At 69.1% G+C, this 15,065-nt stretch carries 16 protein-coding genes and 1 pseudogene; 13 read left to right on the top strand and 4 right to left on the bottom strand.

From position 1 onward, the window contains the following. Positions 1-26 precede the first annotated feature (26 nt). Complete coding sequence (locus K3551_RS19110; RefSeq protein WP_259920025.1) at positions 27-905, top strand: ion channel; 879 nt, start codon at positions 27-29, stop codon at positions 903-905. A 4-nt stretch (positions 906-909) separates the two neighbouring features. On the opposite strand, the gene K3551_RS19105 is transcribed toward K3551_RS19110, so the two are convergent. Beyond that, entirely contained in the window at positions 910-1,209 is a 300-nt protein-coding gene (locus K3551_RS19105) for a DUF2933 domain-containing protein (protein WP_259920023.1), read from the bottom strand. A 228-nt stretch (positions 1,210-1,437) separates the two neighbouring features. On the opposite strand from K3551_RS19105, the gene K3551_RS19100 reads away from it, so the two are divergent. The 11 genes and pseudogenes from K3551_RS19100 (at position 1,438) to K3551_RS19050 (ending at position 9,619) form a co-directional block, all read left to right on the top strand. After that, complete coding sequence (locus K3551_RS19100; RefSeq protein WP_259920022.1) at positions 1,438-1,749, top strand: hypothetical protein; 312 nt, start codon at positions 1,438-1,440, stop codon at positions 1,747-1,749. A 52-nt stretch (positions 1,750-1,801) separates the two neighbouring features. Further along, a complete protein-coding gene (locus tag K3551_RS19095; protein WP_259920020.1) occupies positions 1,802-2,416 on the top strand; it encodes a cytochrome c in 615 nt (204 codons plus the stop codon). Position 2,417: 1 nt separating this feature from the next. Further along, positions 2,418-3,305 (top strand): cytochrome c, encoded by an 888-nt coding sequence (locus K3551_RS19090; protein ID WP_259920018.1) that lies wholly within the window; start codon positions 2,418-2,420, stop codon positions 3,303-3,305. A gap of 138 nt (positions 3,306-3,443) precedes the next feature. After that, entirely contained in the window at positions 3,444-3,779 is a 336-nt protein-coding gene (locus tag K3551_RS19085) for a hypothetical protein (protein WP_259920016.1), read from the top strand. A 92-nt stretch (positions 3,780-3,871) separates the two neighbouring features. Continuing rightward, positions 3,872-4,093, top strand: coding sequence for a hypothetical protein (locus K3551_RS19080; RefSeq protein WP_259920014.1), 222 nt, complete (start codon positions 3,872-3,874; stop codon positions 4,091-4,093). Further along, positions 4,090-5,553: a TolC family protein gene (locus K3551_RS19075; RefSeq protein WP_259920012.1), complete on the top strand. Its 1,464-nt coding sequence runs from the start codon at positions 4,090-4,092 to the stop codon at positions 5,551-5,553. Before K3551_RS19080 ends, K3551_RS19075 begins: the two co-directional genes overlap by 4 nt. Positions 5,554-5,564: 11 nt before the next feature. Beyond that, positions 5,565-6,923, top strand: a complete 1,359-nt coding sequence (locus K3551_RS19070; RefSeq protein WP_259920010.1) for a multicopper oxidase family protein — start codon at positions 5,565-5,567, stop codon at positions 6,921-6,923. A gap of 33 nt (positions 6,924-6,956) precedes the next feature. Beyond that, positions 6,957-7,451 (top strand): plastocyanin/azurin family copper-binding protein, encoded by a 495-nt coding sequence (locus tag K3551_RS19065; protein WP_259920008.1) that lies wholly within the window; start codon positions 6,957-6,959, stop codon positions 7,449-7,451. A 33-nt stretch (positions 7,452-7,484) separates the two neighbouring features. Next, positions 7,485-7,961 (top strand): cupredoxin family protein, encoded by a 477-nt coding sequence (locus tag K3551_RS19060; RefSeq protein ID WP_259920006.1) that lies wholly within the window; start codon positions 7,485-7,487, stop codon positions 7,959-7,961. A gap of 18 nt (positions 7,962-7,979) precedes the next feature. Then, a complete protein-coding gene (locus K3551_RS19055) occupies positions 7,980-8,258 on the top strand; it encodes a copper-binding protein (protein WP_259920004.1) in 279 nt (92 codons plus the stop codon). 65 nt (positions 8,259-8,323) lie between these two features. After that, positions 8,324-9,619: pseudogene (locus K3551_RS19050) on the top strand (PQQ-dependent sugar dehydrogenase). Positions 9,620-9,685: 66 nt separating this feature from the next. On the opposite strand, the gene K3551_RS19045 reads toward K3551_RS19050, so the two are convergent. Continuing rightward, on the bottom strand, positions 9,686-11,020 hold the full coding sequence (locus K3551_RS19045; RefSeq protein WP_259920002.1) for an APC family permease: 1,335 nt from the start codon (positions 11,018-11,020) through the stop codon (positions 9,686-9,688). 72 nt (positions 11,021-11,092) lie between these two features. Then, complete coding sequence (locus K3551_RS19040) at positions 11,093-11,692, bottom strand: L,D-transpeptidase (protein WP_259920000.1); 600 nt, start codon at positions 11,690-11,692, stop codon at positions 11,093-11,095. A gap of 172 nt (positions 11,693-11,864) precedes the next feature. On the opposite strand from K3551_RS19040, the gene K3551_RS19035 reads away from it, so the two are divergent. Then, a complete protein-coding gene (locus tag K3551_RS19035) occupies positions 11,865-12,542 on the top strand; it encodes a TVP38/TMEM64 family protein (RefSeq protein ID WP_259919998.1) in 678 nt (225 codons plus the stop codon). On the opposite strand, the gene K3551_RS19030 is transcribed toward K3551_RS19035, so the two are convergent. Next, positions 12,539-14,995 (bottom strand): heavy metal translocating P-type ATPase, encoded by a 2,457-nt coding sequence (locus tag K3551_RS19030; RefSeq protein WP_259919997.1) that lies wholly within the window; start codon positions 14,993-14,995, stop codon positions 12,539-12,541. The genes K3551_RS19035 and K3551_RS19030 overlap by 4 nt on opposite strands. Positions 14,996-15,065: the final 70 nt, after the last annotated feature.

Genomic DNA, 15,065 nt, shown 5'->3' with positions numbered 1-15,065 from the left:
GTGGCATGCGACGTCCCGAGGGGGCGATGATGGCCGTCTTCGCGTTCCTCGCGGGCGTCGCGCTGGTCCTCGCAGCGTTATGGGACGTTTTCCGCTCCTTGGTGCGCTCACCGCTGCGGGCCGGGCCGTTCACGACCGCCGCCGAATTCGCCATCTGCCGGGGCATGCTGCGATTGTTCCACCTGAGCGGTCGGCGAGCCATCCTGGGCGCGATCGGCCCCGTCTCGGTCCCGGCCCGCGCGCTGGCCGTGGTGGCAGCGCTGATCGCGGGCTGGGCCCTGGTGCTGCAGGGGGCCGAGGGCTGGATCCTGATCTCCAGTTCGAACGCGCCCGCGAGCCCGTGGGAGCGGCTCTACCTCGCGGCCTACGCGGTCGCGACGCTGGGCTTCGGCGCCTACGAGCCCGACAGCCCGACGGCGCGGCTGCTGACGGCGGGGGCGTCGCTGACGGGGTTCATCGTGCTGACGTTCTCGGTCGGCGCGGTCTCGACCATCTCGCAGGTGCTGGCGGCGCGCGACGCGGTGGTCGCGGCGATGCGGGCGCATGCGGCGGCGCTGGCGGCCGGGGCCGACCCGGAGGCCGCGCTGGACCGGACGCTGGACCTCGTGGCATCGCCGCTATCGGCGGTGGCCTCGGCAATGCGGACTTTGCCGGTGCTGCACCGGCTGCACGGCGAGACCGAGTCCCAGGCCTTCAGCGTTGCGCTGGACCGCCTGGACCAGGCGCTGCCAACGAAACCGGCCGACCCGCGTGCCCAGATGGCGGCGCAGGCGATGGACGAAGTGCTGGAAGTCCTGTCGCGGGGCTGGCTCGGCCGATGGTTGGAGGGGCCGGACACCGACCGGCGCGCGCGCATTGCGGCGTTCCTGCGGGCCGACCGGCTGACGCCCCGGTCGGAACCTTGACTGGTCAGGCCAGTTCTGACTGCGCCGTCAAAGGCCGCCGCGCCACCGCCGGGATGTCGGTCTCACCCTCGCGCACTGCCAAAGTATCGTCGTCCGCCTTGCCATGGCAGGACCGCCCCATCAGTAGGAACATCGCCCCGTGTACCGCAAGACAGAGGACAAGCGGCGCGAAGGCCGCGGCCAGGCTCGCCGCGCCGGTGATCGTCCCGCCGAGCAGGAAGAACGCCGCGACGGGTGCCAGCATCACGATGCAGCACGCCATCATCCCAAGGTTCATCAGGTTCAGTCCGGCCAGTCGCTTCATCGTCGCGTTCCCTTGCAGATCAGATCCTCCACGCTGCACCACGCTCCTACGCGGGAAGGTCAAGTCGCATCAGGCCGCGCACTCCTCACGCTTCCGTGATCGATCGGCGTTTGACCCTCCAGCGCGGGAAGGCGCGAGCGGTCGGAAAAAGGACCGCGAACGCGGCCTCCACAGCCGTCCGCCGGGGCAGGGGACCGAGATGAGAAACCACCCAACGAACCTCGCCCCGTGATCGTGTCGCGGGTCCTCATCGCGCTGGCCCTCGTGCTGGCGGGCTACGTTGCGCAGACGGCACCGTCGCTTGTTGACCGAGAAGCCCCCGACGCCGTCGCGGCCGACCAATCCCATGTCCATGACGCAAAGGCTTCCGCGCCGGATTGCGACCCGAAGCCGGATTGCAAGCCGACCGCGGTCTGGATCGGGAGGCCCCATCAGGGCGGCATGCCCGGTCGGGCGCGTCCGGTGCGCCATGCCGCGCGGCCCGTCGATCCGCAGGCGCAGCCCGGCCGCGATCCGCCGGTCCCCATCGGCCTGTCCTGAACAAGACCCTGCGGGTCCGCCCGCAAACCGAATTCTGGATAGGACGAACGACATGAAAACGAAGATCACCCTTCTGGCGCTGGCCGGAAGCTTGGCCGCGGCTGCGGCTGTCGCCCATACCGGCGCCACCGGCGTCGTGCTCGAACGCATGCAAGCGATGTCGGAAATGGCCAAAGGCGTGAAGGCCGTGGCGCCGATGATGCGCGGCGCGACCGACTACGACCCGGCGGCCGTGCGCGACTTCGCCGCAATGGTCGAGAGCCATTCGGGCGAGACGATGGTCAGCCTCTTCGAGGAGGGCACCGGCGGCATGCCGTCGAAGACCAAGCCGGAGGTCTGGTCCGACGCGGAAGGCTTCGCCGCGCTGGCCGAGGAGTTGGCCGTGCGCGCCCGGGGCCTGGCGCTGGCGGCGGAGAACGCGCCAGGCGGCGCGGCTGCGGGCGGCGGCGGCGCCTCGATGATGGGCGGCGGCGGCATGATGGGCGGTGGCGCGGCCATGGGCGGCTCCGGCGGCGGGTCCATGATGGGTGGCGGGTCCATGATGGGCGGCGGCGGCGGCATGATGACCGCCGAGGCGATCGGCGCGATGCCGGCCGACCGGGCCTTCGCCATGGTCGGCCAGACCTGCGCGGCCTGCCACACCGGCTACCGGGCCGGGGACGACTGACATGCGCCGCCTTTTATGGGGCGTGGCCGCCGCCGGCATCCTGGCCGGCGGCGCGGTCCTCGCCGTGATCGCCTGGCCGGTCGGGGCCATGCCGCGCCCGATCGAGCTGGCGGGCGACCCCGATCGGGGTGCCTATCTGGCCCGCGCAAGCGGTTGCATCGCCTGCCATAGCGATTTCGAGCGTGGCGGCGCGCCGCTGGCGGGCGGCGTGGCGCTGACGACGGAGTTCGGCACCATTCGCTCGCCCAACGTCACGCCCGGCCCCGCAGGCATCGGCGACTGGGACGTCGAGGACTTCGCCCGCGCCGTCCGCCAAGGCGTCTCGCCCGAGGGGGAGCCGTATTACCCGGCCTTTCCTTATCCGTTCTATGCGGGGTTCTCGGACCAGGACGTCGCCGACCTCTGGGCGGCGTTCCAGACGGTGCCTGCGTCGGACGCGGCCTCCGTCCCGCCGGACATGCGCTTCCCCTTCGATCAGCGATGGGGGCTGAAGCTGTGGCGCGCGCTCTATCAGCATCCGCCCTTCGTCGAGCCGGTCGCGGGCCGGGACGCCGTCTGGAACCGGGGCCGGGAGCTGGTCGAGGGGGCCGCCCATTGCGCCGCCTGCCACACGCCGCGCAATGCGCTCGGCGGGCGCGACCTTTCGGCGCGCTACGCGGGCAATGACGACCTGCCCGGCGGCGAAGGCGCCCCGGCCATCGACGCGATCAGCCTGGCGGCGAACGGCTGGGACGCGAACGCGCTGGCCTATGCGCTGCGCTCCGGCATCACGCCGGAAGGCGACGTCTTCGGCGGCGGCATGGGCGAGGTGGTGATGCAGGGCACGTCCTGGCTGACCGACGACGATCTGCGGGCCATGGCGACCTACCTGATGGACCCCGATCCGTGACGCGCAGGCGGCGGCCCGCCGATGCCCGGCTGCCTGCGAACCTTCCCGTCACGGAGGCCGATTGACAGGATTCGGGTCCGGGCGCATCTCCTCCCGACGATGCGAAACCTGGCCTCCATACTGGTGCGATTCGGCGCCGTGATCCTTCTGGTCCTGTCGGGGCTGGCGGGCACGCAGGCCGCCGCTCAGGGCATGGGCCACGGTGCCCATTGCGCCGAGCGCGCGGCCATCGAAGGCCCCTCAGTGGATGCGGGTGATGCGGACACGCATGTGGTCCCGCACGCCTCCGACGAGGGGGTGTCGCATGACGGCACGCATGGGCCATGCACGGCGCATCAATGCGCCGGACCACTGCTGGTCGACGCCGAGATCGGCGTCGCCTACCTGCTGGCGCGTGTCCCGGCCGGGCGGTCTTTCGATACGATCTTCGTCATCTTCCGGCCTGAAGCGCCGCAAAGGCCGCCCCAAGCCTGATCCCGCTCCGCCCGGCGCTTGCCCGGGCCAACGACCGGCGTGACGCAACCCGCACGCCGACAGGATCGATGCTTTCGGGACAGGACACATTCATGACCCTCCGACTCGCGGCCCTCATGCCGCTGGCGCTGGCCGGCTGCGCGGCCGCCACGCCCTTGCCTCCGGCCAGCCTGATGGCGCCGGCGGCCTCTCCTGCCGCGCCCGTCATGGCGCCGAAGACGCTGACGATGCGCGACACGCCCGCCACCCTGACGGAGCCGGGCGACTGGCGCGACCTCAACGACGCGCAATCGCCTGCGGGGGTGACCCGATGAACGCCCGCCGCAGACTGACCGCCGGCCTCGCCGTCGCGGCGCTGCTGGGCGGCTGCGCCACCCCGGCCGCCTTCGGACCCGCGCAGGAGCGGGCGGGCTTCGCCTCGGTGTTCGGCACCTCGAAGAAGGCGACCGGAGCGGACACGGTGTGGCTTCAGACCCCCGCTGAGATCGCGGCCAACTCCGAGCGCGTCGCCGCGATCGTGCGGGGCAAGACCATCTCGGCCGATACGGCCGTGCAGGTTGCGCTGCTGAACAACCGCGCGCTTCAGGCCGCCTATGCGGAGATCAGCATCTCCGCCGCGGAGGCATGGCAGACGGCGCTCCTGCCCAACCCGACCCTGCATCTGGGCGTGTTGGGCATCGGCGCCCCGTCGCTGAACGGCTACCGGGTGATCGAGGGCGGCGTCGCCGCGAGCCTGATCGCCCTGACGACCCGCAAGCAGCGGAGCCGGATCGCCGATATCCGCTTCCGGCAGGCACAGCTGGCCGCGGCCTCCGAAACCCTGAGCATGGCCGCCGAGGCCCGGCGCGCCTGGATCGAAGCGGTTGCGGCCTTCGAGGCGTCGGCCCTTCTGGGTCGGGCGCAGGAGACGGCTGCGGCCGGGGCAGAGTTGGCGCAGCAACTGGGCGCGACCGGCGCGCTCAACCGTGCGGGTCAGGCCCGCGAACTGGCCTTCGCCGCCGAGCTGGAAGCGCAACGCGCGCGGGCGCGGCTGGACGCGGAGCTCGCCAAGGAGCGGCTGACGCGGGTGATGGGCCTGTCGGGCGCGGACCTGCGCTATTTCGTGCCCGATGCGCTGCCGGGGCTGCCCCGCCTGGCCGCGCGCGAGAGCCTGGAGGCCGAGGCGCTGGCGGCGCGGGTGGATCTGGCCGCCGCGGCGCTGGAGCTCGAGGCGGTCGCGCAGCAGTACCGGCTCGACGACCGGACGCGCGTGCTGTCGGACATCGACCTGGCGTTCGGCGTCGAGATCGAGCGCGAGGAGGACGGCGCCGTCGAGACCAACGAGACCATCGGCCTCGACGCCGAGATCGCGCTGGAGATCCCCGTCTTCGACAACGGCGCGGCGCGGCTGCGCCGGGGCGAGGCGGCCTACATGCGCGCCGCGCATCTGCTGGCGCTGAAGGCCGTCGAGGTGCGCTCCGAAGCGCGCGAGGCGCATGTCGCGCTGGTCGGCGCGCATCGCATCGCGCGGCAATGGGAGGGCCGCGTCCTGCCACTGCGCCGCACCGTCGAGGAGGAGGCGCTGCTGAGCTATAACGGCATGATCACCTCCACCTTCGATCTGCTGGCCGACACGCGTGCGCGCCTCGACGCGAGCCTCGCGGCCGCGGCCGCGCGCGCCGACTACTTCATGGCGGAGGCCAACGTGACGGCCGCGCTCTACGGCGGCGGGGCCATGGCACCCGCCGGTGGCGGCAGCGCCGAAGCGCCTGCCGCGGCAGACCCTGGACATTGAGGAGCATGGACATGACTTCGAATCTCAGCCGCCGGGGGTTCCTCGCCGCCGGCGCTACCCTGGTGGCCGCCGAAGCGGTGGCCCAGACCTCGCAGGGCGCCGTTCCCGAGGCACCCGTCGCCGGGGGCGCGGCCACGGCCGTACCGCCGTTGCCCGTGCAGGGCCGGCCGTACAACCCGGTCGTGACCCTGAACGGCTGGTCGCTGCCCTTCCGCATGAATGGCAACGTGAAGGAGTTCCATCTGATCGCCGAGCCCGTCGAGCGCGAGATGGCCGATGGCATGGTGGCCCGGCTCTGGGGCTACAACGGCCAATCGACCGGCCCGACCATCGAGGCGGTGGAAGGCGACCGGGTGCGCATCTTCGTCACCAACCGCCTGCCCGAGCACACGACTGTCCACTGGCACGGCCTGATCCTTCCCTCGGGCATGGACGGGGTGGCGGGCCTGAGCCAGAAGGCGATCCCGCCAGGCAAGACCTACGCCTACGAGTTCGACCTCGTGAAGTCCGGCACCTTCATGTACCACCCCCACGGCGACGAGATGGTCCAGATGGCCATGGGCATGATGGGCCTGTTCATCGTCCATCCGCGCGACCCGGCCTTCATGCCCGTGGACCGCGACTTCGCGTTCATCCTGGCTGCCTACGACATCGACCCCGGAAGCCAGATCCCCCGCATCATGGAGATGACGGACTTCAACCTCTGGACGTGGAACAGCCGGATCTTTCCGGACATCGATCCTCTGGTCGTGAACAAGGGCGACCGGGTGCGGGTGCGGGTGGGCAACCTGACGATGACGAACCACCCGATCCACATGCACGGCTACGACTTCAAGGTGACCTGCACCGACGGCGGCTGGGTCCCGCCCGAGGCGGCCTGGCCCGAGGTGTCGATCGACATCCCCGTGGGCGGCATGCGCGCCTACGAGTTCGACGCCGTGCACGAAGGCGATTGGGCGATCCACTGCCACAAGTCGCACCACACGATGAACGCGATGGGCCACGACATCCCCACCTTCATCGGCGCGCGCAAGGACCGCCTGACGCAGATGATCCGCCGCGAGCAGCCGGAATACATGCCGATGGGAACCGCCGGCATGGCCGACATGGCCGAGATGAGCATGGAGCTGCCCGCCAACACGGTGCCGATGATGGCGGGCTGGGGCCCGCACGGGCCGCTGGAGATGGGCGGCATGTTCTCGGTGGTGAAGGTCCGCGAAGGGATCGCGCCCGACGATTACGCCGATCCCGGCTGGTACGAGAACCCGCCGGGCACAGAGGCACAGGAATGGACGGGCGACCTGCCCGACCCGGTCCGGCAGGACAGCGCCCGGACCGTGCTGACACCGCCCCCGGCGATGCGCGACTGACCTTTCTACACTTGAGCAGAAGGAAGTCTTACGATGAAGAAGACACTGATCCTCCTCGCCATGTCCGGGACGCTCGCCGCCCCAGCCTTGGCGTCGCAATACCATCTCGGACAGCATGAGGGTCCGGCCCTCCATTCCGCCTCGATACCGATCGGCTACCCGGGCGCACCGGTTCTGATCGACCGCACGATAAAGATATCAATGGCGGATGCGCCGGACGGGGCGATGTCCTTCGACGTCGGATTCATCGACATCCGTCGCGGTGAGACGATCCGTCTCGTCCTGACGAACGACGGCGCACAGCCTCATGACTTCGTCATGGCGAGCCCCGAGGAGATCGCCGATCACCGCGAAGCGATGCGCGGCGCGGGCGAGATGATCCACGAGGCCGGATACGCGGCGCAGGTCGCGCCGGGTGCGGTCCGGACGCTCGTCTGGACGTTCGCGAACGAAGGCGAATTCGCGTTCGCCTGCCTGATTCCGGGCCACTACGAGGCCGGAATGAACGGTCGTCTGACCGTCGAATGAACCCCCCAAACCTTGGTACCTGAAGGACCTGAAATGACCAGACTTACGATCCTGACGACCCTGCTGGTGTCGCTCAGCATGCCCGCCCTCGCCGCAGGCACCGGCGAGCACGGGCATGACGACGAAATGGCGGCCGGTCGTCCCGGCAAAGCCGCCGAAGCGACACGCGCCGTCGAGATGACGATGCGCGAGCTGGACACCGGCGAGATGGTGTTCGAGCCGGGCGACCTGTCCTTCGCGGAAGGCGAGACCGTCCGCTTCGTCATCACCAATGCCGGGATGTCGACGCATGAATTCGTGCTCGACAGCCTGGAGAAGAATGCCGAGCACAAGGCGCTGATGGAGCGCTTCCCCGAAATGGAGCACGACGACCCGAACGCCGTGCGCCTCGAGCCGGGCGAGAGCTCCGAAATCGTCTGGACCTTCTCGAAGGCCGGCGGCTTCGAGTTCGCCTGCCTGCTGCCCGGCCATTACGAGTCCGGCATGCACGGCCCCGTTTCCGTCAACTAGAACCCTGGAGCAAACCCCATGAAACGACTGATACCCCTTCTCGCCGCGCTTGCCCTCACGTCCGCGCCGGCCTTGGCCGACGCCCATTTCGTCAAGGCAACAGTCAAGAAGCTCGACGCGGAGGCCGGCAAGGTAACGCTGATCCACGAAGAGCTGACCAATCTCGACATGCCGGCGATGACGATGGTCTTCGTGCTGGCCGAACCGGCCATGGCCGAACGGCTCGCCGAAGGCACCGCCGTCGAGTTCGCGGTCGACCGCGTGAACGGCAAACTCACCGTGACCGAGCTGCGCTGAGCGTCCGCCGCGCCGTCCCCGGGGGCGGCGCGGCACGCCCGCATGGAACCCTCCCGCGCTGGAAGATGCGTTTGGCTGTCGCCGCGCGATCATTCCCGCCCCGACAGGAGGACCATTCCGATGCATCCGACATTCAAAGCCCCCCTCGCCATGCTGCTTCTGGGCGTGACGGCGGCCCCGGCCATCGCCCCCCCGGCCATGGCGAGACCGACGTCACGTTCACCTGGGGCAACCGCAACACCGATTTCGATCCCGCCTTCGACGCCCAGTTCCGCGCCCAGCTGGTCGAGGGCAGCGCCTCGACCTCGACCGCGCTGCTGGCCGGCGGGCTGGTCCACCCCTGGGGCATCGACCAGCTGCCTGACGGCTCGTTCCTCGTGACCGAGCGGCCCGGCCGCCTGCGCCACGTCACGACGGGCGGCACCGTCCACGACCCGATCGCCGGCGTGCCGGAGGTCTACAACGCCGAACCGTCGACCGGCTGGGCCACGCAGGCGGGCCTGCTGGACGTGAAGGCGGGGCCGGACTTCGCCGAGGACCGCATGATCTACCTTACCTATTCCAAGCCGATGGGCGACGGCATGTCCGCCACGGCCGCCGCGCGCGGCGTGCTTTCCGACGACATGACCGAGCTGACCGACGTCGAGGACATCTGGGTCCAGTCGCCCCCTTCGGATGCAGCGATGCATTACGGCTCGCGCCTCGTCTTCCCCGGCGACGGCACGGTGTTCATCACCACCGGCGAGCACTTCACGGAGCAGTATCGCGACTACGCGCAGGACATGGACCGAACCTACGGCAAGGTGATCCGCGTGAACCTCGACGGCTCGATCCCCGAGGACAATCCCTTCGTCGGCCGCGCGGGGGACGACGCGATCTGATCGCTCGGCCACCGCAACATCCAGGGCGCCGACCTCGCCCCCGACGGCAGCCTCTTCGTGCTGGAGCACGGGCCTGCCGGGGGCGACGAGGTCAACAAGCCCGCGCCGGGGGCGAACTACGGCTGGCCGCTGGTCTCCTACGGCGAGCAGTACGAGGGCGAGCTGGTCGGGACCGGCGAGGCCAGCATGGAGGGGATGGAGCAGCCGCTCTATTTCTGGGATCCGGTGATCGCGCCGGGCGGCGCGAACTTCGTCACGGGCGAGATGTTCCCGCAATGGGAAGGCGACCTCCTGATCGGCTCGCTCTATCCCGGCGGTCTAGTGCGGCTGACCTTCGGCGAGGACGGCTACGTCGCCGAGGAGGAGCGCCTGCTGCGCAACCAGGGCCGCGTGCGCGACGTGGACGTGCTGGCCGACGGCTCGATCGTGTTCCTTACCGATTTCGAGAACGGCTCGATCATGCATGTCACGGCGAACTGAGGCCCGCGCCCGCTTGGCTTCACGTGACGGCGTCCGAGAACCATGCGACGCTTATCGAGCGGGTGTTCAAGATTTTCCGTGATCGTGAGGCAGGGCCGCGTCGGCCCTGCCATCTGCGGGCCGCACCCGCAGGAAGACACCGACGAAGATGAAGACCGCCGCCATCATCCCGATCGCTACGAAGACGATCAGCGGATCGGTTTGCCATTTGAGCCAAGAGAAGGCACCGAGGACGACAAGGTCCAGAGAGATCGCGCACAGCAGGACCCATCCGGCGGCCCCGACCTCGCGACGCTGATGTCGGAACACCCCCCAGTGGATGATCATATCCATGACGAGATAGAAGAAAGCGCCGAGCGAAGCGATCCGCGCAAGGTCGAAGAACACGGTCAGGAATGCCGCAATGACGACCGTATAGACGAGCGTATGGTCGCGGATGACCCCGGGCATTCCGAAATGGCTGTGCGGGATCAGACGCATCTCCGTGAGCATGGCCAACATGCGCGACACAGCGAAGACACTTGCGATGATGCCGGACGATGTGGCGATCAGCGCCAAGGCCACGGTCAGATAGAAGCCGGTCCGTCCCAGAGTCGGGCCGGCTGCTTCGGCAAGGGCGTAATCCTTCGCTGCGACGATCTCTGCAAGCGTTAAGTTCGAGCCGACCGCGAAAGCCACAAGGAGATAAACCACGACGCAGATGCCGATCGAATACAGGATTGCTCGCCCGACATTACGATGCGGATCGGTGATCTCGGCACCGCTGTTGGTGATCGTCGTGAACCCTTTGAACGCGAGGATTGAAAGAGCCACGGATGCCAGGAACCTTGGCGCGGCCGTCGTTTCTCCCCCGGAAGCGGCCTCGAACGAGACGCCGCCCGCCCAAAGTGCCGCAACGCCAAACAGCGCAATGCCGCAGACCTTCAGGACGGCCATGACGATCGAGAACAGCCCTACCGACCGGTTCCCGGCCGCGTTGATCAGGTAGGCGAAGACGATGAGACCCACGCCGAGCGCGGGAACGAGCCAGCCATCCGGGTCGACGCCCAGTCCTCGCAGCAGGTAGGTCGCGAAGGTCCGCGCGACGAGGCTTTCGTTGATGACCATCGAAAGCGCCATCAGCAGGGCCGCGCCGGCGGCGACGATCGTCGGGCCATAGGCCTTCTCTAGGATCATCGCGATTCCACCCGCCGAGGGGTAGGCGTTCGACATCTTGATGTAAGTATAGGCGCTAAACGCGGTGACGAACGCGCCCGCTACGAACGAGAGCGGGAAGAGGGGACCGGCGAGCTGGGCGATTTGCCCCGTCAGGGCGAAGATCCCCGCGCCGATCATGACCCCTGTCCCCATGGCGATCGCTCCGGCAAGCGAGATGCTGTCCGGCACATATTCAGATTTCATCGAAGTTCCCTTAAAAGGCAGCCCGCACTCAAGTACGGGTTTGAAGGCCGCGCCGCCTCTGGAACGCGCACGTCAGATGAGCCTGACTTTCACGCCGACGGGCACGCGGGAGAAGAGTTCGGCGATCTGCTGATTGTAGAGGCCGATGCAGCCCGAGGACGACCGCCGTCCGATCTTGCGCGTGTCGTGCGTGCCGTGGATCAGGTAGGCCGGCCAGGTGAGGTAGAGAGCATGCGTGCCGAGCGGGTTGTTCGGCGCGCCGCCCTCGACCCGTTGGGGAAGCGAGGGGTCGCGCTCGCGCATATTCGACGTAGGCGTCCAGGAGGGGGCGACCTTCTTGCGGACCACCTCGGTATGGCCCCGCCGTGTCAGCTCGTCGGTCATGGGCACGGAGGTCGGGTAGACCGTCATTCGCCCATTTGCATCCCAGTGCTGAAGCATGCGCGACATGGTGTCGGACAGGATCACGCCCGCGCCAAGCTCGTCCCAATGGTCGCGCCAGTCGTGGACGCGAAAGCTGGCGAGGTTGCGCCGCACCTCGTCCTGCGAAGCCAATACCGGGGGAGCGGCCATCAGGGTGGCTCCAGCGGCCGCGCCCGCGAGGAACGCGCGTCGGCTATGTCGTTTCGGGTTCGTGTTCTGGTCCTGCATCTTCGTGTTCTGGTCCTGCATCGGTCCTCCTGCCTGTTCCACGCTTCGCCGGTGATTTGAACTTGCGAAGACCGATCGCGTGTTCCCCCGCCGGAAGGTCAACGCCCTATGCGATCACGGTACCGTGAACGGGACGCTTGACCCTCCCGCGGGGGAAGCTCCCACCTGCTCCAAGTTCCACAGGAATTTCTCCATGCCTGACACCACCGCTCCCCGCCGCCCCTTACGTCTTCTCATGCTCGCCGCCGCCCTGGTGGTGGCGGCCGTGGTCCTGCTCTGGCTCACCCCATTGGGCGATACTGTTAGCGGCCTGGTGGGGGAGGGCGCGCTGACCGACCTGGTCGCGCGGGCCGGGCCTTGGGGACCCCTGCTGCTGATCGCGCTGATGACGGCCGCGATCGTGGCAAGCCCCATTCCCTCGGCTCCTATCGCGCTGGTGGCGGGAGCGGCCTACGGACACTGGTGGGGCACACTGATCGTGGTCGCAGGCGCGCAGGCAGGAGCGATGATCGCCTTCGCCATCGCCCGCGCCCTGGGGGCCGAGGCGATGCGACGACGCTTCGGCGACCGAATCACGCAGGGCCTCGCCGGATCGCAATGGGCGCTGATGGGCACGGTCTTCGTCAGCCGCCTGCTGCCCTTCGTGTCCTTCGACCTGATCTCCTATGCGGCAGGGCTGACGGTGCTGCGGCCCTGGCGGTTCTTCCTGGCCACGCTCGCGGGCGTCCTCCCGGCCTCGTTCCTGCTGACTCATTTTGGGGGTGCCCTGACCGGTGAGAGCGCGACGCGCGCGGGACTGGCAGTTCTGGGCCTGGGCCTCGTCACCGGCTTGCCCCTGGCCTGGGCGGCGTGGCGCAGACGGCGCGGCTAGAGCCGCACCCCCCTGAGCCGCAGCGCGTTGCCGATCACCGAGACCGAGGACAGGCTCATGGCCGCAGCGGCGAAGATGGGCGAGATCAGCACGCCGAGGAACGGATAGAGTACCCCTGCCGCCACCGGCACGCCGGCGGCGTTGTAGGCCAGCGCGAAGAACAGGTTCTGGCGGATGTTTCGCATCGTCGCCACCGCCAGTCGCCGCGCGCGCACGATGCCGTTCAGGTCGCCCTTGACCAGGGTCACGCCCGCGCTCTCGATGGCCACGTCGGCGCCGGTGCCCATGGCGATGCCCACATCGGCCGCCGCCAGCGCCGGCGCGTCGTTCACCCCGTCGCCGGCCATGGCGACGCGCGCGCCGCCGGCGCGCAGCTCTTCCACCAGAGCCGCCTTGTCCTCGGGCAGCACGTCGGCGCGGACCTCGTCGATGCCCAGCCGGTTCGCCACCGCGCGCGCCGTGCGGGCGTTGTCGCCCGTGGCCATGACGATGCGCAGACCCAGCCGGCGCAGCTCGGCCAGCGCCTCGGCCGTGGTCTCCTTGATCGGGTCAGCCACCGCGACCAGGCCGGCGGGGGCGCCGTCGATCACGACGAACATCACCGTCTCGCCTTGGTCGCGGCGCGCACCCGCCTCGGCCGTGGCCCCCGTAGCGTCCAGCCCCAGCCCCTCCAGCATCCGGGCGTTGCCGAGCGCGACGGCGCGTCCCTCGACGGTGCCCTGCACGCCCATGCCCGTCACTGCCTCGAAGTCCTCAGCTTGGGGCAGCGACAGGCCTCCCGCCTCGGCGCCGCGCACGATGGCCTCGGCCAGCGGATGCTCCGACCCGCGCTCCAGGGCGGCAGCGAGGCGCAGCAGCTCCGCCTCCTCCATGCCGCCCTCGGGCAGCACGGCCACCAGCTCGGGCTTGCCCTGCGTCAGCGTGCCGGTCTTATCCACGATCAGCGTGTCGACCTTGGCGAAGCCCTCCAGCGCCTCGGCGTTCTTGATCAATACGCCCGCCTGCGCACCGCGCCCCGTCGCCGTCATGATCGACATCGGCGTCGCCAGCCCGAGCGCGCAGGGACAGGCGATGATCAGCACCGCGATGGCCGACACCAGCGCGTAGGCCAGCGCCGGCGCCGGGCCCCAAATCGCCCAAGCGACGAAGGCCAGCACGGCGATCGCGATGACCGCGGGCACGAAGCGGCCCGCCACCGTGTCGGCCAGCTTCTGGATCGGCGCGCGCGAGCGCTGCGCCGCCGCCACCATGTCCACGATCCGCGCCAGCATCGTGTCGGACCCGACGCGCCGCGCCTCGATCACCAGCGACCCGGTGCCGTTGATGGTCGCGCCCGTCACCGCGTCGCCCGGTGCCTTCTGGACAGGCACCGGCTCGCCCGTGATCATCGATTCGTCGACGGAGGAGGATCCCTCGACCACCTCGCCATCGACGGGCACCTTCTCGCCGGGGCGGACGCGCACCCGGTTGCCCACTGCGATCTCTTCCAGTGAGACCTCGGCCTCGCTACCGTCGGAGCGGATCACCCGTGCCGTCTTGGCCGCCAGATCCAGCAGCGCCCGGATCGCCGAGCCGGTACGCTCGCGCGCCCGAAGCTCCAGGATCTGGCCCAGAAGCACCAGAGTGACGATCACCGCCCCGGCCTCGAAATAGACGCCGACCTGTCCGCTCAGGGGGTCGCGGAAGCCTGCGGGGAAAAGTCCCGGCGCGATCACCGCCACGGCACTGAACAAGTAGGCGGCAACCACCCCCATCGCGATCAGGCTGAACATGTTAAGGTTCCAAGTCCGAAAAGACCGCCAACCCCGGACGATGAATGGCCAGCCGGCATACAGGATGGCGGGCGTGGCAATGATCAGCTCGAACCAGCGCACCGCGCGCGCGGCGATGAAGCTCTCGACATGCAGCCCGACCATCGGCCCCATGGCGATGATGACCAGGGGCGCCGACAGCACCGCGCCGACCCAGAAGCGGCGGGTGAAATCCACGAGTTCCGGATTTGGCCCATCGTCGACCGGCGGCACGCCCTTGGGTTCCAGCGCCATGCCGCAGATCGGGCACTCGCCGGGTCCGACCTGCTCGACCTCGGGATGCATGGGACAAGTGTAGGTGGTGCCTGCCGGCATCGGCTCCGGCGTGGGCCTGCCCTTGAGGTAGGTGTCGGGTGTAGCCTCGAACCGTTCCTTGCAGGGCGTTGAGCAAAGATAGAAAACCTCGTCGTCATGGCGCGACAGATGCTCGGCTGCGGCACGATTGACGGCCATGCCGCAGACGGGATCCGTCGCTTCCACGTAATCCGCCGGCGCGACGGCAAAGCGATCGCGGCAACGATCGGAGCAAAAGTGATAACGGTGATCGTCATGCACGTGCACGGGCTCACCACCGGACGGGTTCACCTCCATGCCGCAAACAGGGTCGCGAACGAGGGGTATCGTCTTTTCTCGAACGTTCATGGCCACCTCCTGCGGTCAGGCTTGGCCAAGAAGATGGGGGTTCCGGTGGGGGGAAGGTCAACAGCCTTCA

Source organism: Jannaschia sp. M317, assembly GCF_025141175.1.
Lineage (GTDB): Bacteria > Pseudomonadota > Alphaproteobacteria > Rhodobacterales > Rhodobacteraceae > Jannaschia.
This window is presented reverse-complemented; position numbering and strand designations above follow the sequence as displayed.